At 56.4% G+C, this 21078-nt stretch carries 16 protein-coding genes; 7 read left to right on the top strand and 9 right to left on the bottom strand.

Going from position 1 to position 21078, the window contains the following annotated elements:
* Positions 1-242 precede the first annotated feature (242 nt).
* Complete coding sequence (locus AM218_RS01720; RefSeq protein WP_054411271.1) at positions 243-473, top strand: hypothetical protein; 231 nt, start codon at positions 243-245, stop codon at positions 471-473.
* Positions 474-692: 219 nt separating this feature from the next.
* Here the strand turns inward: AM218_RS01720 and AM218_RS01715 are convergent, their stop codons facing one another.
* A complete protein-coding gene (locus AM218_RS01715) occupies positions 693-2801 on the bottom strand; it encodes an OmpA family protein (protein ID WP_197274000.1) in 2109 nt (702 codons plus the stop codon).
* 22 nt (positions 2802-2823) lie between these two features.
* The gene (locus AM218_RS01710; RefSeq protein ID WP_082318015.1) at positions 2824-3891 is read right to left on the bottom strand and encodes a tetratricopeptide repeat protein; all 1068 of its coding nucleotides are present in this window, start codon (positions 3889-3891) and stop codon (positions 2824-2826) included.
* Between the two features lie 271 nt (positions 3892-4162).
* On the opposite strand from AM218_RS01710, the gene AM218_RS01705 reads away from it, so the two are divergent.
* The gene (locus tag AM218_RS01705; RefSeq protein ID WP_054411266.1) at positions 4163-4585 is read left to right on the top strand and encodes a BrxA/BrxB family bacilliredoxin; all 423 of its coding nucleotides are present in this window, start codon (positions 4163-4165) and stop codon (positions 4583-4585) included.
* Between the two features lie 128 nt (positions 4586-4713).
* Entirely contained in the window at positions 4714-5451 is a 738-nt protein-coding gene (locus AM218_RS01700; RefSeq protein WP_054411263.1) for a GNAT family N-acetyltransferase, read from the top strand.
* Positions 5452-5503: 52 nt separating this feature from the next.
* On the opposite strand, the gene recQ is transcribed toward AM218_RS01700, so the two are convergent.
* Positions 5504-7705 (bottom strand): DNA helicase RecQ, encoded by a 2202-nt coding sequence (recQ, locus tag AM218_RS01695; RefSeq protein ID WP_054411261.1) that lies wholly within the window; start codon positions 7703-7705, stop codon positions 5504-5506.
* Between the two features lie 83 nt (positions 7706-7788).
* Between recQ and AM218_RS01690 the strand changes: the two genes are divergently transcribed.
* A complete protein-coding gene (locus AM218_RS01690; protein WP_054411259.1) occupies positions 7789-8769 on the top strand; it encodes a KpsF/GutQ family sugar-phosphate isomerase in 981 nt (326 codons plus the stop codon).
* Positions 8770-8897: 128 nt separating this feature from the next.
* Positions 8898-9983, top strand: a complete 1086-nt coding sequence (locus AM218_RS01685; RefSeq protein ID WP_054411257.1) for a mannose-1-phosphate guanylyltransferase — start codon at positions 8898-8900, stop codon at positions 9981-9983.
* Between the two features lie 154 nt (positions 9984-10137).
* Here the strand turns inward: AM218_RS01685 and rlmB are convergent, their stop codons facing one another.
* The 4 genes from rlmB to AM218_RS01665 form a co-directional block, all read right to left on the bottom strand.
* Positions 10138-11064: a 23S rRNA (guanosine(2251)-2'-O)-methyltransferase RlmB gene (gene rlmB / locus AM218_RS01680; RefSeq protein ID WP_231717520.1), complete on the bottom strand. Its 927-nt coding sequence runs from the start codon at positions 11062-11064 to the stop codon at positions 10138-10140.
* A gap of 194 nt (positions 11065-11258) precedes the next feature.
* A complete protein-coding gene (locus tag AM218_RS01675) occupies positions 11259-14258 on the bottom strand; it encodes a glycosyltransferase family 117 protein (RefSeq protein WP_054411255.1) in 3000 nt (999 codons plus the stop codon).
* Positions 14259-14404: 146 nt separating this feature from the next.
* Positions 14405-15019, bottom strand: a complete 615-nt coding sequence (locus tag AM218_RS01670; protein ID WP_054411253.1) for a T9SS type A sorting domain-containing protein — start codon at positions 15017-15019, stop codon at positions 14405-14407.
* Between the two features lie 242 nt (positions 15020-15261).
* Positions 15262-16053 carry a biotin--[acetyl-CoA-carboxylase] ligase gene (locus AM218_RS01665; RefSeq protein ID WP_082318013.1) on the bottom strand — a complete coding sequence of 264 codons (792 nt, stop codon included), beginning with the start codon at positions 16051-16053 and terminating at the stop codon, positions 15262-15264.
* Between the two features lie 15 nt (positions 16054-16068).
* On the opposite strand from AM218_RS01665, the gene rsfS reads away from it, so the two are divergent.
* A complete protein-coding gene (gene rsfS / locus AM218_RS01660) occupies positions 16069-16455 on the top strand; it encodes a ribosome silencing factor (protein WP_054411251.1) in 387 nt (128 codons plus the stop codon).
* An 88-nt stretch (positions 16456-16543) separates the two neighbouring features.
* Positions 16544-18661 (top strand): ATP-dependent zinc metalloprotease FtsH, encoded by a 2118-nt coding sequence (gene ftsH / locus AM218_RS01655; protein ID WP_054411249.1) that lies wholly within the window; start codon positions 16544-16546, stop codon positions 18659-18661.
* 82 nt (positions 18662-18743) lie between these two features.
* Here ftsH and AM218_RS01650 read toward each other — a convergent pair whose 3' ends face one another.
* Both AM218_RS01650 and AM218_RS01645 read right to left on the bottom strand, forming a co-directional pair.
* Positions 18744-19790, bottom strand: coding sequence for a hypothetical protein (locus AM218_RS01650; RefSeq protein ID WP_054411247.1), 1047 nt, complete (start codon positions 19788-19790; stop codon positions 18744-18746).
* A 138-nt stretch (positions 19791-19928) separates the two neighbouring features.
* The gene (locus tag AM218_RS01645) at positions 19929-20954 is read right to left on the bottom strand and encodes a sulfatase-like hydrolase/transferase (protein ID WP_054411245.1); all 1026 of its coding nucleotides are present in this window, start codon (positions 20952-20954) and stop codon (positions 19929-19931) included.
* Positions 20955-21078 lie beyond the last annotated feature (124 nt).

The raw sequence follows: 21078 nt of genomic DNA, 5'->3' as shown, positions 1-21078 counted from the left end.
TTATTCAGTGCGCTACTCAGCATCGGAGAGGCATATGGTCTATTCTCTGCCATATTCTTTATAAAAGCAGCTTTTTGCTTGCTGCAAGCATGACAATCCCACATATGCTTTTATAAATCCGGCGTCACAAAAGACCGATAAGCTTCCTTTCCATCCATACAAGGCTGCCGTATCATTGTATAGCGAAAAGGATCAGACAGCTTATCTAAGCTACTCCGATTCATCTCTTCGCTCACCGTATTATGCCTGCCCGGTATATCAAGCGTCGTCAGGAATTTGTGATGCGCTGCCTGTTGCTTCGTCTGCTGAAACAACATACAGCCGTCCCTCCTGCTGAGCAAGCTTACTTCACTCCGGAAGGCGACTTAATAACACGGGAGCAGGGGGATGATGCCTTACGGGATGGAACCGCCATTCTGATAGGCAGCTTACTGGTGGCCGAGTCTAACATTCCCCGCTTCGTAGTTCCGTAAAAGTGGAAATTGAAAGTGAATTGAAAAAAAGAAATTGGTTCTTCTCTTACTCGTTAGGACAGAACTAGAATTGTTGCAATAGGTGTGTAGAAAAGCCGTGGATCATGTCCACGGCTTTTCTGCGTTTTACCCTTTTCATACATCATCAAAAAAGCTCCTGGCACCCGCCTTACAGGCAAGTACCGGGAGCTTCGTGAATACAACTTTCAATACCAGGAATTATTTCTCCAGCACCTTAAACTCGGTGCGGCGGTTAAGCTGCCGGCCCTGCTTGGTGGTGTTAGGCGCTACCGGCTGCGTCATGCCATAGCCCGCAAAAGTCAGGCGGCCTTTATCAATGCCTTTGGTCACGAGGTAGTCTACTACCACCTTGGCGCGGTTCTGTGAGAGCTGCTGATTATAGGCGGCATTGCCTACGTTATCGGTATGGCCGGATATTTCGATGCGTAGCTTGGGGGTTTCGTTCAGCAGTGCCACCAGCCGTTCCAGCTCGCCGGCACTTTCCTTGCGCAGCGTCGACTTATCGGTATCGAAGAAGATGTTGTTCAGCACCACTTTCACGCCTACATCCAGACGCTGCAGCGCAATGTCCTTCACTACTTCGGAATAAGCCGCGCCGGCCGGTACGTCAAAGTTTTCGGAGTGGAACAGGTAGCCATCCTGCCGCACCACAATGCCGTAGTTGATGCCGGAGGGCAGCGAAACCAAGTAGCGGCCCGACTGGGAGTTGGAGCGGAAGGAAGCAATAACCAGGTTTTTCTGGTTGTCGACCACATCAATGGAGGCTTCCAGGGGCTGCTTGGTTTCGGCATCCGTCACCACACCTTTCAGAATGGTTACCTGCGCGGTGGAAATGGGCACGGCTGCGGCCAGTACGGTTTCTTTTACCGGTGCCACGCGCGAAGCCAGCAGCTGGTCCTCGGTGTTGAGCATAGGGGGCTTTTCGGCGCCTAGGAAGGTAATCTGATAGATATCCTTGCCGCCCTGACCGTCTTCCCGGATAGAAGAATAGTAGCCGTGCCGGCCCGAGGCGGAAATCACGAAGAACACATCATCATCAGGAGTGTTAATGGGCCAGCCCAGGTTTTCGGGCTTGCTCCACTTGCCGTTTTCGTACACCGATTTAAAGATGTCGTAGCCGCCCATGGAGTTATGACCTTCCGAGCTGAAGTACATGGTTTTGCCATCGGGGTGCATAAACACGCCTTCCTCGCCGTATGGCGTATTGATGCCGGGGCCCAGGTTTACGGCTTTGCCCTTTCCCTCAATTTCTACCTTATAGATATCCCGGCTGCCCAAGCTGCCCTCGGGCTGGTCGCTCACAAAATACAGGAAGCGGCCATCGGGAGAATAAGAGGCCGAGGACTCGTGGGCGTTAGTATTGATGCGCCGACCCAGGGTTTGGGGTTTACTCCATTTGGTGCCGCGCAGGTCGCACTCGTTCAGGTCGCCGCCGTTATTTTCCACGTAAATCAGCATGCGCTGGCCATCGGGGGCCAGGCCCACGGTGGCATCGTGGCCATCGGTATTCACGGGCTCATTCAGCGCGCGGGCCGGGCCCCACTGCTTGCCAGAGCGCGAGGACTGGTAGATATCCTCGTAAAAACCGCCGGTTTCCGGCTCGGTCTGGGCGCCCGTGGAGTTGTCGCGCCGCGAGGTGAACATGATGACGGATTCATCGGCGGAGATAACCGGGCTGTAGTCCGGGAAGGGTGAGTTCACGCCGGGGCCCGCATTATCAATGAACACCCGCGAAGGCTTCTTCATTAAGGCCAGCCCCGATTCGCACTCCGCTATTTTCTTGCGCAGCTCCTGCTGCAGCACCAGGCCGTTTTTAGCACCGGCCGGCGGCATGGCTTTTTTATATTCGGCAATGGCCTCGGCCCAGCGGGCATTCAGGTGCAGCCCGCGACCCAGCAGGTAGTGCATGCGGGGGTCTACCTCGGCATCCAGCTCAAAAGCCTTCTGCAGATAGCTCAAACTGCGGGACTTAAAGCCGGAGTTCAGATAACAGTCGCCGATTTTAAAGTTCAGCTGGGCATTGTTGGGGTTGAATTTCTGGGCTTCGAGGTAGTTTGGCAGGGCCCGCTCATACTTGGGCGGGTCGGCGTTGTACCACTGGTCGCCGGCTTTGATGTCGCGCAGGGCTTCTTTCAGGCCGTCTTTGTTATCGCCAAACCGGTCTTTGCTGAACTCCACATTTTGCGCCAACGCCTGGCGGGACGAGGCTAAGAGACAGAAAGCCAGAGCGGCCGGCCATAATGGGCTGGAAAGCCGCGAAATACCACGGGATAACACGGATGCAGCGAACGTAGAGTTTGTTTTCATCGGGAGCAGAGCAAAGCGGCGCTTATTCACAGGAGGCATTAGCGTAGGCCGTACCACTTTCCAGGCCCAGCTCGGCGGCTTTGCGCCAGTCCTGGCAGGCACCATCCGCGTCGCGCAGCATTTCGCGAGCGTGGCCGCGGTTCAGGTAGGCTTCAGCGTATGCCCCGTTCAGCTTAATGGCCTTACTGGCATCTTCGGCGGCCTGCTTGTAATTTTCCAGCTTGAGGTAAGCAGCCGCGCGGTTGTTGACGGCAAAGGCGTAGCCCGGGTTCAGGGAAAGCGCCTGGCTGAAATCCTCCACGGCGCCTTTGTAGTCGCCGGCATCGTAGCGGGCGCTGCCCCGGTTGTTGTAGGCCACGGCATTATCAGTGCGCTTGGCCAGGTAGGCAGAATAATCGGCCAGGGCGCCTTTCAAATCCCCCAGGCGGCGCTTGGCGCTGGCCCGGTTCAGCAGCGCCGAAACCAGCTCGGGCTGCAGCTTCAGGGCCTGGTCGTAGTCCTGCACGGCGGCGGCAAAGTTACCCAGCTGGCGCTGGGTGCTGGCGCGGTCGTGGTAGGCGTAGGCGTAATTGGGGTCGGCTTTGATGGCGGCCGAGAAATCGGCCAGGGCGGCTTTAAAGTCGCCTTTTTCAAAGCGCAGGTCGCCGCGGTAGTACCAGCTGGGGGCGTAGTCGGGCTTGGCTTCGGCGGCTTTGCTATAATCCTGCTCGGCGGCATCGGTCTGGTTGAGTGCCTGCCGGGCCTGGCCCCGCCCGAAATAGGAGGTAAAGCCCGCCGGCTCCAGCTTGATGGCCTGGTCGTAGTCCTGCACGGCCTGCTCGTACTCTTTCAGCTCGTAGCGTGTGGTGGCCCGGTTGTAGAAAGCTTTGGCGAAATCAGGCTTGGCGGCCAGGGCCTTGTCGAACTCCTGAATGGCCGAGCGGTAGCTTTTATCGGCAAACTTGGCTACCCCGCTGTTGTAGTATTTTTCGGCCAGCTGGGCCGGCGGCAGGGTGCTGGCGCGCACGGTATCTACCTGGGCCCGGGCGGGCGTGGCGGCCAGCCAGCCGGCACCTGCCACAAGCAGTAAAGCAGTAAATCTTGTCATCATAGCCCATCTGCCGCGCTGGTGCAACGGCACGGGTTAAATGTACTTTCCTTTCCCAACACTGCCAACATCTGCCAAAACCTTTCCTTGCAATTGAACTATATCTATAACCATCAGCATTTTACTAGCTGAAAACCGGTGATAAATAATCCGGCTCAGCAAATGGCGCGAGCTAAGCGGCCCGCAAAACTTTTTGCAGGCCGCTTAGCTTTTAGTTTCCGTATTTTTGCATCGTTTTATTACTTGAATTTCTCACTTCAGCCTTTTTAGAAAAATGGCAACATATCCCGAATACATGGTGGCTCCTATCCGGCAGGACCTGGTAGAAGCTGGCTTTGAACAACTGATGACGCCTGAGGAGGTAGATCAGGCGCTGATTCCCGCCGAGGGCACGGTGCTGGTAGCCGTAAACTCGGTATGCGGCTGCGCCGCCGCCAAGGCCCGTCCGGCCCTGAAAATGGCCCTGGCCAGCGCCGATAAAAAGCCGGCCAAGCTGGTAACGGTATTTGCCGGCATGGAAACCGAAGCCGTAGCCAAGGCCCGGGAGCATATGCTGCCCTACCCTCCCTCCTCGCCCTGCATTGCCCTGTTTAAGGACGGTGAGCTGGTGCACATGATTGAGCGCTACCACATTGAAGGCAACGACATGATGCGCATTGTAGACAACCTGCAGGGCGCTTTCGCGGAGTACTGCTAGTATTTTAGGCTGAATAAGCCGCCCTTATGCTCCCCGCAGGGAGCATACCTCAGCAAAACCCCTGGCACGTTGCCAGGGGTTTTGCTTTTATGTATCTTCCTTATCCTATTTCTTTATTTCCTGTTGCTATGTCTACCCACATCCTGCCGCTGCCCTGGGACTCCAGCTTTCTGGGATTTCCGGTAGGACGCTTACAGGGCAGCCACCTCTCTACGGTGGAGCTGCGCGATACCCTGCAGGCCGCCCACGACGAGGGCTGGGCCTTGCTGTACTGGATGGTAGACCCCAACGATGCCGAGTCTTTGGCGGCCGCGCAGGGCAACCGCCTGCATGTTACAGACCGGCGCGGGCATTATGAGCTGACGTTTCCCGAAGGCCTGCCGCAGCCGCTCCCCGTGGGCGTCTCCTCCACCGTGCAGCTTTCGCCGGCCCTTATGGAGCTGGCTTTGCAAAGCGGGCAGCAGTCGCGCTTCCGCCTGGATCCGCACTTTGCCAAAGGCGTGTACGAGGGGTTGTATGCCCACTGGATAGCCAATTCCCTCAGCGGCGAAATGGCCCACGATGTGCTGGTATTCCGCACTTCCCATGACAGCCCCGAAACCGGGATGCTCACGCTGTGCCTGCGCCCGGAGCACGTAGAAATAGGCCTGATTGCCGTGGCGCCCGGCTCGCAAAACCATGGTATTGGCACCCTGCTGGTGGAGGGTGCCCGGCAGCGGGCCCTGGCTTGGAGCCGCAACAAGCTGTTAGCCGTCACGCAGCTCGATAACGAAGGCTCCTGCCGGTTTTATGAGCACCAGGGGTTTAGGCTGGCCCGCGAAGAGCACCTGTACCATCTCTGGCTGCAGGAAATCCAGACTCCATAAAAAAGGCCCATTCCTGGTCAGGAATGGGCCTTTTAGTCAGTAGCCAGGTAACTTAGTTAGCGTACTCGCTCAGGAATTTGATGCGCATCAGGCGCAGGTCTTCTTCCGTGTAGTCATCTGACCCCAGCTCCTTGAGTGCCACCGCAATATTATCGGTGCTGGAGCTCATGAAGTAGTCGGTAATCTCCTCCTGGCGCTCGTAGTCCAGTACGGAGTCGATATAATAATCCAGGTTGAGCTTGGTGCCGGAGTAGCAGATGTGCTCAATCTCCTCCATCAGCTCGCGCATTTCAATGCCCTTGGAAGAAGCAATTTCCTCCAGGTCCATCTTTTTATCGATCTGCTGAATGATGTAGATTTTGATTTTCGACTTGTTGACGGCTGATTTCACCACCACGTCGGCGGCCGTCATGATGTCGTTTTCCTCTACGTACTTCTTAATCAGGTCCAGGAACGGGGTGCCGAATTTCTGCGCCTTGCCGTGCCCCACGCCCGATACATGGGCCAGATCCTCCATTTTGGTGGGGAAGGTGGTAGCCATTTCCTTCAGGGAAGGGTCCTGGAAGATAACGTAGGGCGGCAGGTTTTTCTGGTGAGCCAGCTTCTTGCGCAGGGCCTTCAGCATATCAAACAGCGCGGCATCGTGGCCGGCGGCTTGCTGCACTTCTTCCTGCACTTCCTTCTGCTGTACCTCTTTCTCGTAGTCGTGGTCTTTGGAGAGCTTGATGCTGTAAGGAGCCTGAATAAACTCTTCGCCTTTGGGGCAGATTTTAATTACGCCAAAGTTCTCAATGTCTTTACCCAGGAAGCCGGCAATCATGCATTGGCGCACCACGGAGTGCCAGAAGGCAATATCATGGTCTTTGCCTTTGCCATACACGGGCAGCTTAAAGTGACCGTAGCTTTCCACGTGCGGGTTGGTGAGGCCGGTGAGTACGGTAGTCAGGTGGTCGATGCCGAAGCGCGACTCGGTCTGGACCACGGCTTCCAGCGCCAGCTTCACAAAGTCTTTGCCTTCAAACTTCTCGCGGGGGTGGCGGCAGTTGTCGCAGAAGCCGCAGTCTTTCTCGAACTCCTCGCCGAAGTAGTGTAGCAGCTGCTTGCGGCGGCACACAGCCGAATCGGCGTAGTTCGCCATTTCCTGCAGGAGCTGCTTGCTGTTGTCGCGCTCGGTTACGGGCTTGTCTTTGTTGAATTTCTCCAGCTTCACGATGTCATCGTAGCTGTAGAACATCAGGCAGTCACCCTCCATCCCATCACGGCCACCGCGGCCGGTTTCCTGGTAGTAGCCTTCAATGCTCTTGGGCGTATCGTAGTGAATCACAAAGCGCACATCGGGCTTGTCGATACCCATGCCGAAGGCAATGGTGGCCACAATCACGTCGCAGTCCTCGTTGAGGAAGGCGTCCTGGTTGGCCATGCGCACGCCGGGGTCCAAGCCGGCGTGGTACGGCAGGGCGCGCACGTCATTCACGCGCAGCAGCTCGGCAATTTCCTCTACTTTCTTGCGGGAGAGGCAGTACACAATGCCGGCCAGGCCTTTGCGCTGCTTCACGTACTGAATCAGCTGCTTTTTAGTCTGGTGCTTGGGCCGTACTTCGTAGTAGAGGTTGGTGCGGTTGAAGGAGGTCTTGAACACCGAGGCCTCGTCCATCTGCAGGTTTTTCTGGATATCCAGCTGCACCTTGGGTGTGGCCGTGGCCGTGAGGGCAATAATGGGCACCTGCACACCCAGGCCATCAATAATGCTGCGGATTTTGCGGTATTCCGGCCGGAAGTCGTGCCCCCACTCCGAGATACAGTGCGCCTCATCAATAGCCACAAACGAAATGGTGGCCTTGTTGAGAAACTCGATGGTTTCGTCCTTGGTCAGGGATTCGGGCGCCACGTACAGCAGGCGCACTTCGCCGCTGATAACGTCCCGCTTCACCTTATTCATTTCTGATTTCGACAGCGTCGAGTTCAGAAAGGCCGCGTTTACCCCAAACGCATTCAGCTGATCCACCTGATTTTTCATCAGGGCAATCAGCGGGGAAATAACAATGGCGGTGCCGGGCAGCACCAACGCTGGCAGTTGGTAGCACAAGGACTTACCAGCGCCCGTGGGCATAATCACAAACGTGTTATGACCCTCGATGACGTTCTGAATGATGGCCTCCTGGGTGCCGCGAAACTGGCCGTACCCGAAAACTTCCTTTAACTTGCCCTTCAGATCAGCCTGCTGCTTCACAACGGCTTTATTTTCGGCTGGCATGGACTTCCTCACTTCTCGGTTGGGGGATTGCAGACTTGAGCAGCAACACCACGTGTTGTCTACTCAATCTATACAAATTTAGATTGAAACCGCTGAACGATACCAACTCGCTGGCAAAAAAAGTGCTTCTCGAAGAAGCCGATGCCATTCGGGGCGTGGCGGAAGCCATTGCCCTGACACCTGATTTTGCGCTCTGTGTTGCCGCCATCCTGTCCCTTCGTGGGCGAGTGGTCGTCACCGGAATCGGCAAAAGTGCACATATTGCCGGAAAGATCGTGGCCACGCTAAACTCGACAGGTACGCCTGCCCTGTTTATGCACGCCGCCGATGCCATTCACGGCGACCTGGGCATGATTCAGGCCGAAGATTTTGTTGTAGCCATTAGTAAAAGTGGTGATACCCCGGAGATAAAAGTGCTGGTGCCCCTGCTCAAACGGAAAGGCGTGCCGCTGGCCGCCCTGGTGAGCAACGCCGACTCCTACCTGGCCGTGCAGGCCGACTTTGTGCTGCACGCCCCCGTAGACCGGGAGGCCTGCCCCCACAACCTGGCGCCCACCACTTCCACCACCGCCGCCCTGGCCCTGGGCGATGCGCTGGCCGTGTGCCTGCTGGAGAGCCGGGAGTTCACCTCCGCCGATTTTGCCCGCCTGCATCCCGGCGGCACGCTGGGTAAAAAGCTCTACCTGAAAGTAGGCGACCTAAGCCGGCAAAACCAGCAGCCCCAGGTGCTGGCCGATGCGCAGCTCAAGGAAATTATCCTGGAAATATCCGGCAAGCGCCTGGGCGCCACTGCCGTGCTGCAAGCCGCGGAAGGCCCGTTGCTGGGCATTATTACCGATGGCGACCTGCGCCGCATGCTCTCCACCTTTGCCGGCCGCCTGGAAGACGTCCGCGCCCAGGACATCATGACGCCTTCGCCCATGACCATTGAAACTGATGATTTTGCGGCTGAGGCGCTGGTGCGGATGCAGAACCGCAACATTACGCAGCTGGTCGTGACGGAAAATGGTAAGTTCAGCGGCTTCATTCACCTGCACGACCTGCTGCGCGAAGGCCTGGTGTAGCCGTTACGGGAGATGCCGCAGATAACGCGGGCATCTTTCTCTTCTTGCTTCACCGGAGCCGACAATTTCATATCTTACTCTCCGGTGTAGGTCTCTTTCCACTGCTCAAGCGCGCAGCCCGTCTGCTTATGAACTCAAATACCTTCCTTGTGGTAATGGCTGGCGGCATTGGCAGCCGCTTCTGGCCGTTCAGCCGTACGCAGCACCCCAAGCAGTTTCACGATGTGCTGGGCGTGGGCCGCTCCATGCTGCAGCTAACCGTTGACCGGTTTAAGGGAATCTGCCCCATGGAAAATGTGCTGGTGGTCACCAACCGCGACTACATTCCGCTGGTGCAGCAGCACTTACCGGATTTACTCCCCGAGCAGATTCTGGGGGAGCCCATTGGCCGGAACACAGCCCCCTGCATTGCTTACGCCAGCTACCGCATTGCGCAGCGCAGCCCCAATGCCGTGATTATGGTAACGCCCGCCGACCACGCCGTGCTGCACGAGGACGAGTTCCGGCGCGTGATCCGGCAGGCCGTGGAGGCTGCCCGCCAGCATGATATCCTCATTACGCTGGGCATTCAGCCCTCCCGCCCCGATACCGGCTATGGCTATATCCAGTTCCTTGATGAGGACGCCACTTCCATTGGCCCCCTGAAAAAGGTAAAAACCTTCACTGAAAAGCCGAATCTGGAGCTGGCCCGCATGTTTGTAGACAGCGGCGACTTCCTCTGGAACTCCGGCCTGTTTGTGTGGCGGGCTGATGTCATCATCAAAGCCTTCCATCAGTACCTCAGCGACATTGCCGAAGTATTCGACGAAGGCAGCACCATGCTGAACACGGTACTGGAGGACAACTTCATTTCCCGCGCCTACACCCGCTGCCGCAACATCAGCATCGACTACGGCGTGATGGAAAAGGCCGACAATGTCTTCGTGCTCCCCGCCGACTTCGGCTGGAGCGACCTGGGCACCTGGGACTCCCTGCACCGCATGGGTCACCACGATGCCGAAGACAACGTGGTAGACGGCAACGCCCTGCTCTACGATACCCGCGAGTGCGTCATCAAAACCCCTTCTGAGCGCCTGGTAGTAGTACAGGGCCTAGACGGCTACATTGTGGCCGAGTACGATAACGTGCTCCTCATCTGCAAACGCACAGAAGAGCAACGCGTGAAGGACTTTGTAGCTGACGTAAAGTCGAAAAAAGGCAACGGGTATAATTAACGTGATTGCGAGGCACGAAGCAATCCGTCCCCTAAAATGGGCTGTACCATGATAAACCAGAAAGCCCTTGACGTGGAGTACGTCAAGGGCTTTCTGGTAGAAGGAAGTATCTGGTGTTGTAGAGGACGGATTGCTTCGTGCCTCGCAATGACGGCTAGGCTTTCACCAGCCGCTGGCGTAGCACTTCAAACAGCATGATACCGCTGGCTACTGATACGTTCAGGGAACTGATCTGGCCGGCCATGGGAATCCGCACTTTGTGGTCCGCCAGGCGGAGGTATTCCGGCGAGATGCCGTCTTCCTCGCTGCCCATCAGAATAGCTACCGGCCCGGTCATGTCCACCGATTCGGTTTCCAGGCTGGTGTCGGCCTTCTCGGTGCAGGCTACTATCTGCACGCCGGACTGCTTCAGGAAGTCAATGGTTTCCTTCAGGTTTGGCTCGCGGCACACCGGAATCAGGTTCAGTGCACCGGCGGAGGTTTTCAGGGCATCACCGTTAATCTGGGCGGCTCCGCGGCTGGGCACTACAATGGCGTGCACGCCCATACACTCGGCGTTGCGGGCAATAGAACCGAAGTTACGCACGTCGGTAATGCGGTCCAGAATAAGCAGCAGCGGGTTTTTACCTTCTTCGTACAGACCCGCCAGAATACTATCCAGCGGCTGATAATCGATAGGCGACACGAAGGCAACGGCGCCTTGGTGGTTTTTGCGCGTGATGCCGTCCAGCTTTTCCAGTGGCACCAGGGATACCGGAATATTGGCCGCTTTGGCCAGGGCCGTAATATCCTGGGTGATGCTGTTTTTAGTGGTGCGCAGCAGGTATATTTTCTCCAGCGTACGGCCCGCGTTCAGGGCTTCCAGAATGGGGCGCAGGCCAAACAGCATGTCAATGCTGCGGTCGGCGGCCGGGCGGTGCGGGTAGCGCGGCTTGAAGTCACCGCGCGGGTCGCGGCTCTCCCCCCGGTCCCCTTCCGGGCGGCGGGCAGGCCGATTGTCGCCTACTGGGCGGTTTTCGGCATCGTAATAGGTGCGGCGCTCATTCTGCGGCCGGTCGGGGCGGTCAGTCCTTTTCTCCATTGTTCCATGGCGGCCTGGCAGAGTGTTTCGTACTCGGAGCGGCGCACCTGTTCTTATAGTGTTCAGCTACAAAGGTACTGGGTTTACGGTAGCTTGCGCGGGCTGTTCTTTGCCGGCTTTCCCGGCCCTAGTATACCGCACAAAAAAAGCGGCTCCCTGGGGAGCCGCTTTTCAGTAGTCATGCTTATGCAGGCTTACTGCTCCTGCTGCGGATAGTACTGCTGCAGAATCTGCATGGCTTTGGTGGCGCGCACCTCGTCCTTCACACTATCGGCGGCGCGGTATACGCTTTGCAGCGCTACCAGGCTCAGCTGCATATCCTGGTCGTGGAGGCTGGGATTGTGCGTGCTGTAGTAGGCCAGCGCCTGCTGGGCCCGGTTAGTCAGCACATCCATAATCTGATTGGCCCGGGTTGTTTCGCCGGCTTTCACCAGGGTTTCTACCAGCTGCGGGGTGTAATAGTCGTAGGGAATCGACTTATCCGGCATGACGGACAGGCATTTATCGGCTACTTCCTTGGCTTTGGCCAGGTTGCCGGCCTTCAGGTATTCGTTGGCCAGGCGCCCGAACTTATCCCGGTAGTTGGCCGGGAAGCGCAGGTTGTTCTCGTCGTAGAACACGCTGGGGTCGTCGAGGTTGCGGTAGGCGAATTTGTGCATCATGATGTCATACATCTGATCCTTCACCACGTAGCCATCGTCGCCGCTGCGGGGGTTGTAGTTGGGGTCGCGGGCGGGCAGCACGCGGTAGGCCATGCCTTCCAGCTGGAAGTAAGGCTGCAGACCCATGTAATCCTGGCTGTTTACGGTGCTGGAGAAGTAGATAGGCCGCTTCCAGTTGTTGGTAGCCAGCATATCCAGAATGGCCAGGTTTTTCTTCTCAATGGCACCTTTGCCCATATCCCACTCCATGCGCGATACCACCTGATTGCGGCGCTCGGGCGCAATAATGCCGGTTTTCAACACAGCAGCAGTATCAATGGGCAGGTAGAATTTGGTGGTAGGGAAGGAAAGCAGGCTGGGGCCGCCTTCGCCGTAGCTTACCTGCAGCAGCGGGCTGTTCTGCTTCACCAGGGAAACAAACTCCTTCAGGTTCACTTCCTTCACCGCCGGGTTGGCCACGAAAGGCAGATAGTCGTTGGTGCCTTCTACATAATTAGCGCGCTCCATGGAGATGGGCAGCGGCTGTGACTTGTAGGCGCGGCGCTTCATCTGGTCAATGTACCAGTCGGTGTTCAGGTAGCTGAGTACGGCTACGCGCACGTCGGTCCGCACACCTTCCACTTCCTGGGCATACCAGAGCGGGAAGGTGTCGTTGTCGCCGTTGGTGAACAGCACGGCATTGGGCGCCAGGGAGTTCAGCAGGTTCTTGGCGGAGTCGGTGGAGTTATAGCGGTTGGAGCGGTTGTGGTCGTCCCAACCCTGGGCGGCCATAATGCCGGGCACCACTAAGCAGATAAGCGTGGCTACGGCGGCCCGCGTGCCATCGGCTTTTACCAAGTTGCGCAGCGCATCAGACAAAGCCAGTACCCCCAGGCCAATCCAGATGGAGAAGGCGAAGAAGGCACCGGTGAAAGTGTAGTCCCGCTCGCGGGGCTCAATGGGCGGCTGGTTGAGGTAGAAGGTAATAGCCAGACCGGTGAACAGGAACAGCAGACCCACGATGAGGGCATTGCGGCTGTCTTTGCGCACCTGAAAGAACAGGCCTACCAAGCCCAGAATCAGGGGTAGGGCCAGGAAATTGTTGTAGGCCTTGCTTTCGGCAATACGCTCCGGCAGGCCGTTTTTGCTATCTACGGGCCATATTACACCGGCCTGCTGAATGTCACTTTCTCGGCCCACAAAGTTCCAGAGGAAGTAGCGCCAGAACATGTGCCCAAACTGATAGCGGAACATGAAGGCCAGGTTCTGACCCATGGTCGGCTTCTTATCCTCGCGGATATCCACCCACTTTTTGTACTGGTATATGTGCTCGGGCTGGGAGCTGTAGATGCGCGGCAGCAGCATTTTGTCGGCATCATCATACTCATACTCAATGCGGGCCGGGCCCTTCACGTATTTGTCGCCTTTACGCACGTAGCGGGCAGCGCCTTCTTTGGAGCCGGTGGGGCGGGCGTTGAACTGCGGGCCGTAGAGCAGGGGCCGGTCGCCGTACTGCTCCCGCTTCAGGTAGCTCACGAAGGACAGGACATCCTCCGGGTTATTCTCGTTGATGGTTGGCTGATAGCTGCTCCGGATGGGCACAATCAGATACGAAGAGTAGCCGATCAGAATAAATATCAGGCTGAGAATTGCCGTATTCAGGGCCCGGTTGCCGGTGCGGAAAGAGTGCCGGAACACCAGATAAATAAGCCCGCCAAACAGCAGCAGGAAGATGATGATACCCCAGTTGAAAGGCAGGCCGATGCTGTTCACAAAGAACACCTCGAAGTTACCTGCCAGCGAAGGCAGCCCGGGGATAATACCCACCAGAATAATTCCGACAATAACACTGCTGATAGCCAGCGTTAGCACAGCGCCCCAGAACGTGGGCTGCTGGGTTTTGCGGTAGTAGTAAATCAGGCCCAGGGCCGGAATGGTGAGCAGGTTCAGCAAGTGCACCCCAATGGAAAGCCCAATGGCGTAGGCAATCAGAATCAGCCATTTATCCGCATCGGGGCCGTCGGCGCGGTTTTCCCACTTCAGCATGGCCCATACCACAAAGGCGGTACCCAGCGCCGACATGGCGTATACCTCGGCCTCCACGGCATTAAACCAGAACGAATCGGAGAAGGCAAAGGCCAGGGAGCCTACCAGGCCGCTGCCCAGAATCTGCAGGGCCTCGCCACGGGTGGGCTCTACGGTGCGGTGGCGGTGCGGGTGCCCGGCCTGGTGCAGCACAATGCGCTTGGCCAGCATGGTAATAATCCAGAACAGGAACAGCACGGTAAAGGAGCTGCTTAGCGCCGACAGCATATTCACCAGAATCGGCACCTTGGTTACGTCGCCGAAGGAGAGCAGTGACATAATGCGGCCCAGCAGCAGGAAGGTAGGCGCGCCGGGAGGGTGCGGCACCAGCAGCTTGTAGGAGCAGGCAATAAACTCGCCGCAGTCCCAGAAGCTGGCCGTGGGCTCCAGCGTGAGCAGATAAGTAAGGGTGGCCACGGCAAACACCAGCCAGCCCACCAGATTATTTAAGCTTTTGTAACTACGCATAGAAACCAAATCAGAGAAGGGCCAAAAGTAGAGAATAAATCCGGCCGCACCGCACCTTCCCGTACCGGCCCATAAGGCCACAGATGCAAAAAAAGCAGCCGGGGTTGCCGGCTGCTTTGGAAAGAATTTGCGGGAAGAAATGCGGACTAGTTCTGTAGAATCAGACGCTTGGTACCTACTACCTTATCGTTCAGCACCAGATTGCAGATGTACATTCCTGCGGGCAGGTCCGAAAGATTCAGGGGCAGACCGGCATCCGTCAGCTCGGGCTTGAGCGTAATGGCGCGCACCTCGCGGCCAATAATGTTGGAAATACGCAGCTTATAGTCGGCTCCTGGCTTCTGGTTAACCGTGAGCATTATCATGCCCCGGGACGGGTTGGGATACAGCGTAAGGACCGGCGCGGTCAGCTTAGCACCGATGACGGGGGTAGCCGCATTTACGGTAATGGTGCCAAACATACCGTTGCCAGGGCTGCCATGGGCAGTGCAATGATACCCATACACCCCAGCCGTAGCAAGCGTGCGAGAAGCGGTGGGGGTAGCGGAGGCCATAGTAAAGGCCGCAAAGGCGTTATTATCCGATACCACCGGGTGGACACCCGATTCCCACTCAAATTTTACCTCGTCGCCGGGGTTAATGGTGAGAAACTGCGGATCAAATGCGAAGTTCCTGACCTTAACGGTATGGCTGGCTGCCACTGACACCAGCTGCGCCAGTAACAAGGAAGCGGCAATACAAAACTTAGTAAAGGTTTTCATGGCTTAGCGGGACAAAGGATGAAAGAACAAACTCACGGCTCTGCCCCTTGTCCTGGAGAGAGCCACTATAGCCTATGACAAGCACCGTGCCTGACTTTACAGACCGGTTTCTTCCTACCAGATACCATTGATCTGGCAACCGTTGCACCAAGGCCACAGCTTTTATTTACTGCTGCCACCTTTTATTAAGGTAATCGAATATTTAAGCAAAAGGGTTGCCTTCTACAGGAAAAAATAATTGGCTATAAACAGAACTTAATTTCCTGCATGCCAAAGCTTTGCAGTTGCCCATTTATTTCCAACACCAGCCGGCCTGTTTCCTCGATTCCCACTATCTGCCCGGTTAGCCGCCGGCCCTCTACTTCAAAATAATGCCATTCCTGAAAGCGGTACAGCACCTGTAGATAGGCGTAGCGCAGGGCCTTGGCCTGGCCGGCGCGCAGCTGCAGATACCGGCGCTCCAGGCATTCCAGCAGGCGCTCCGCCAGCGTGGGCAGCACGTAGTGCCGCCCCGTGAGGCGGGCCAGGGAAGTAGCCGTGGGCATGCCAAATTCCAGTTGGTTAATATTTATCCCTATTCCCACGATGCTGGATTGAATTCCTGCGCTGCTAAGTGTGTTCTCAATGAGAATGCCGCCCAGCTTCTGGTCGTGATAATACACATCGTTGGGCCACTTCAGGCGCAGGGCCGGATCGGGCCCTAGCACCATGGAAACCCAGTCCAGCACAGCCAGCGCCACGGCCATGCTTAGCTGAAACTGGAGCGAGGCGGCCAGAAACGTAGGCCGCCATACCACCGACAAGGTTAAATTCTCGCCGGGGGCGGCTTCCCAACTATTGCCTCGTTGTCCGCGGCCGGCGGTCTGTTTGTCTGTTATGACGGTACAGCCTTCCGTGGCGCGGCTTTTGAGAAGTAATTGCTGTGCCTCCGTGTTCGTGGAGGCACATTCGGCCAGCCAAATCACTTGCTGGCCCGTGAAGAGGGTTTTGGGGGATAGTGCCTCCACCTGATTTTCGCTACTTTGTACGTTCAAACCTAATAATACCACATGAAAAGTACCCTGATTCGGCAGGATTCGGACAGATTGGCAGAAGTAGTAGTACGCGGCATGCAGGAAAAGAAAGCAGCCGATATCGTGGTACTCGACCTGAAAGAACTTAAAAATGCGGTGGCCGATTACTTTGTGATTTGCTCCGCTTCCTCAGATACGCAGCTTGATGCCATTGCCCGCTCGGTAGAAGAAGAAGTTGAAAAGCTCACCGGCCAAAGCCCCTGGCAAACGGAAGGCCGCATGCAGCGCGAATGGGTGCTACTGGACTACGTAGACGTGGTAGTGCACATTTTCCTGCGCGACCGGCGCCAGTTCTACGCGCTGGAAGAGCTTTGGGGCGATGCCAACATTAAATATGTTGAGGAGGCTGCCTCCGCCGTTTAAAGTAAAAAGCCGCGGGCTGCGTCTCTGCAACAAACCCGCTGGTGGTGGGTTTAGCCTTTGATTTTTGTTTTAGCCTTTTTGCTTATCCATGTCTGATAAGACTCCTTTAAAAAAGAAAAAGCCATTGCTGCCTACTCCGCCCCCGCGGCCGGGTATGCAGCTATGGGTACTGGCCGGTTTGGTGGTGTTCATCTTCGGGCTGCTGTATTTCAACCGGAGCAATTCGGCTATTGAAACCACGCAGCAGAAGTTTGAGCAGATGCTGCTGGCCGGTGATGTAAGCCGCCTCACCCTGGTCAATGACCGGGCTGTGGAGGTAACCCTCAAACCAACTGCTGTCCGCAAGCCGGAATATCAGGCTGAGTTGCAGCGTCGTGGTATGCTGGCTATTGATGCCGGCCCGCAGTACACCTTCCGGGTTATTGATGGCAAGTCTTTCAAGGAAGACTACGACAAGCTGCGCGCTACCATTCCGCGGGAGCAGCAGGTGGGCCTGGAAGTAGATACCCGCCAGGGCTATGGTGAGTTTATCACCAGTTGGGGCTTCATGATTATTTTGATTGTGGCCTTCTGGTTCCTGATGCGCCGGATGGGCGGCGGGGCCGGACCAGGCGGTCAGATCTTCAACATTGGCAAAAGCCGCGCTGCCCTCTTTGAAGGCGGTGACAAGGTAAAAATTACGTTTAAGGACGTAGCCGGTCTGGAAGAAGCCAAAGAGGAAGTAGAAGAAATTGTGGAGTTCCTCCGCAACCCTTCTAAATTCACGGTTCTCGGCGGCAAAATCCCGAAAGGCGCTTTGCTGGTAGGCCCTCCCGGCACTGGTAAAACCCTCATGGCCAAAGCCGTAGCCGGTGAGGCCGACGTCCCCTTCTTCTCCCTGTCGGGCTCCGACTTTGTGGAGATGTTTGTAGGTGTAGGTGCAGCCCGGGTGCGTGACTTGTTTAAGCAGGCCAAAGCCAAAGCGCCTTGTATCATCTTCATTGATGAGATTGACGCCATTGGCCGCAGTCGCTCCCGGGGAAATATGCCCGGTGGCAACGACGAACGGGAAAACACCCTGAACTCGTTGCTGGTGGAAATGGATGGTTTCGGTACCGACTCCGGGGTGATTATCCTGGCCGCTACCAACCGCCCCGATACTCTGGACTCTGCCCTGCTCCGTCCCGGCCGTTTCGACCGTCAGATCAGCATCGACAAGCCCGACATCAACGGCCGCACGCAGATTTTCACCGTGCACCTGAAGCCCTTGACCTTGGGCCCTGATGTGGATGCGCGCAAGCTCGCCGCCCAGACCCCCGGGTTTGCCGGCGCCGAAATTGCCAACGTCTGCAACGAAGCTGCCCTCATTGCCGCCCGCCGCGACAAGAAGATGGTGACCATGCAGGACTTCACCGATGCCGTTGACCGCGTAATCGGGGGCCTCGAGAAGAAAAATAAAATTATCAGCCCCGGTGAGAAGCGCATTGTGGCTTACCACGAGGCCGGCCACGCCGTTGCCGGCTGGTTCTTGGAGCACGCCGACCCATTGGTGAAGGTGAGCATTGTACCCCGCGGCGTGGCCGCGCTGGGCTACGCGCAGTACCTCCCCCGCGAGCAGTTCCTCTACAACACCGAGCAGCTAACCGACGAAATGTGCATGGCCTTAGGTGGCCGCGCCGCCGAGGAGCTGGTATTTGGCAAAATCTCGACGGGTGCCCTCTCCGATCTGGAGCGGATTACCAAGATGGCCTACAGCATTGTAACCATGTATGGCATGAACGCCAAGCTGGGCAATGTTTCCTTCTATGACTCCAAGGGGCAGAATGAGTATGGCTTCTCGAAACCGTATTCCGAAGCTACCTCCCAGATGATTGACGAGGAAGTACGCACCATCATCGAGAATGCCTACATCCGCACCAAGGAGCTGCTTACGGAGCGCCGGCACGAGCTGGAAATCATAGCCAAGGAGCTGCTGGAGAAAGAAGTGCTGCTGCAGGATGATCTGGAGCGTCTGGTGGGCAAGCGCCCCTACGACACCCAGACCAGCTATCAGGCCCACATGGCCGGCACCGACCGCTCCGAGACGCTGAGTGAGGTAAAAGAAGAGCACACCGTAGCCCTGGGCAATGATTTGCCTGAGAACCACCTGCCTGGGGTAGATGATAATACTACCGGCTCCAATGGGTCGGCGGAAGTACCGAGCGGCACTACTGTTTCGCCGGTTTAGTTCTTCTGAATTAATGCAAAAAAGCCAGCCCGACGGGCTGGCTTTTTTTGTGTGCATGGCTTCGAAAGAGCAGTAAATCACCCTACTCCAGACCCTTAATATTGATGTATTGCTTCTGGTTGCGGCGCCCTGCCCGCACAATACTCCGCTCAAATTCCTTGGGACTGTTCAGGGTCTCGTAAAACTCATCCAGAAACCTGACGGCAAACGCTTTTTCATCGTTGCTAAGGTATTCACAGGAGAGGTAAACGTTATTGAAGGCGGGCCGACGGGCGTTAAAAAGGGCCCGGGTTTCCTGGTATATCTCTTCCGGGAAGCTGTACCCCCGGAAGAGGCGCTGCCGCACCGAGCTAATGCCGAGCTGCTCCGGCGGCACGGCGTAGGGCGCCATCACCAGGCCGGTATAATCAAAATCGTAGGGCACGGGAATGGGTGGGGTATGCCGGTCTGGTGCCAGCAGGCGGATATTGTGCCGGTAAGGCACCGACCAGTCCGTATTACCGACCATATACTGAAAGAAAGCCAGCCTGGCCATGGCCCGCTGGTGGGTGTATTCCATGCCAATGGCGAGGCGATTAGGCACCACGGTGGCATGGTTGCGCTGGGCCATGGCCTTGACTTCCTCCAGCAAAAACGCCTGGTGCACGGAGCCGCGCCGCTTGCCATTGGCATCCTGATAAGTCACCCGACACAGCCGCACGCGGAAGCTCATATCCGTCAGCATATTGTAGAGCTTATACACCAGATATTCGCGCAGTACATAATTATCCTGCAGACAATGGGTGGTCAGTTTCAGCTCCTCCACCTGGCCAAAGGGCGTGGCCTGTGTACCGCTGCGCGGAAATCGGATAAGCAGGGGCGGAAAGTCACAAACCGTAGGGTCTTTGCGCCGGTGCCCCCGCGGCCGTACCTGCACCACCAGCGTTTGGGTAGCTCCGGCGGCATCCTGATATAGAATCGTGGCCGGATAAAAACGGGGTTTATCACCTCTATCCTTCAACAGAGCATCTAAAGGCAGCACCAGCGTAAACGGCAGCTCCTTCTCATTGGTGAAAAGCGGATTTTCACTGGTAATTCCCTGAGTTTTCAGGCCGCTGGCATTCGTATTTCCCAGGTTGACCTGCGCCAACCCTGGCTGCGGCCTAAGCAGTAAACTAAGAATGATCAGTAGGAAGCAGAGCACCCGTACCATCACAATTGGAGGCAGGTTTTTCCGGCTTCATAGCCGGTTTACTCAGAAAGTAACCTGCCGCAGGGCAGCAAAAAATTACTCCGCCTTCCCAGGGCGCGAGGCTGGAACAACCTGACTCTTAAACAGGCTTTGGATTATTTTCCCCTCTCCTTGCGGAAAAGGAAAGCCCAGCAAATAAGCCACGGTAGGCGGAATATCTACCAGGGTGTGTTGCTCGGCTATGGTTCGGCCGACTTTAAAATCAGGCCCCAGACCCAGCAGACTAATGTGGCGGCAGCCTTCGCAGTTGTCGCCATGGTCTACAAAGCCCGTGCTGATGCCGTTGAGGTGGCGGCCATGGTCACTGGTGATGAGCAGGGTAGTGTTGTTTTTGTAGGCCTTGGTCCTGCGCAGGAAATCGTACAGCTGCATCACGTACAAGTCGTCCCGTGAAATTCCGCGCAGATAATTGGCCCAGTTGCCGGCATGGGCATAGCCATCGGGCTCCATAAAATTGATGAGCACCAGATTGGGCTTGTACTGAGTGAGAATGCGCTTTACGGCTACCAGGGTCAGGGAATCGGAGCGGTAGCCGCTACCGGGGCCGCTCACACCACAATCCATAGAGGGCATAAACTGGTCTTTCCACTCTGGGTTCAGGGTATTACCCAGAATGTGCAGCTTGTCTTTACTGGTGATAAGCCAAGCCGAAGTAGCGGGTTTGCCGGTGGCTTTGCGCCAGTATTGAAAGATAGAGGGCTGCTGCGGCAACTCCTCGCCATAGTTATCAATGGGTTGGTTGATGCCCGTGGTGATGGCCACGTGCCCGGAGTTGGTGTAGGTAAAGGCGTTATTGTAGAAGTTAGGCAGAAATACGCCCCGGGGCTTCAGGCGCGTGGCCATATTGGGAATCATGCTGGTGCTATCCCAGGTTTCTGAGTACCGGGGGCCATCAATGACTACAATAATAACGTTGCGGGTTTTGAGCTTCTTTTTGGCCGCTCCCGGGGGCACCGGCGCAAAAGAAAACAGCAGCAAAAGCAAAAAGCCGAGGGCATAGTTCAGCCAACCGGTGCCAGAAGAAAGGCGGCCCCGCCGCCCGAAGGTTGCTGGAAAGGGCATGATGCTAAGCTGAATATAAAGCAATTCTTGCTTTCGATAGTCTACGTTAGCAAATTGACCATGGACGATAAATTCCTAACTATCAATCTATAAAATCATAACCTACACCTCCCTCTTTACCAAC

Source organism: Hymenobacter sp. DG25A (assembly GCF_001280305.1).
Lineage (GTDB): Bacteria > Bacteroidota > Bacteroidia > Cytophagales > Hymenobacteraceae > Hymenobacter.
The sequence above is the reverse complement of the archived record's forward strand: the minus strand, read 5'-3'. Positions and strand labels throughout refer to the sequence as shown.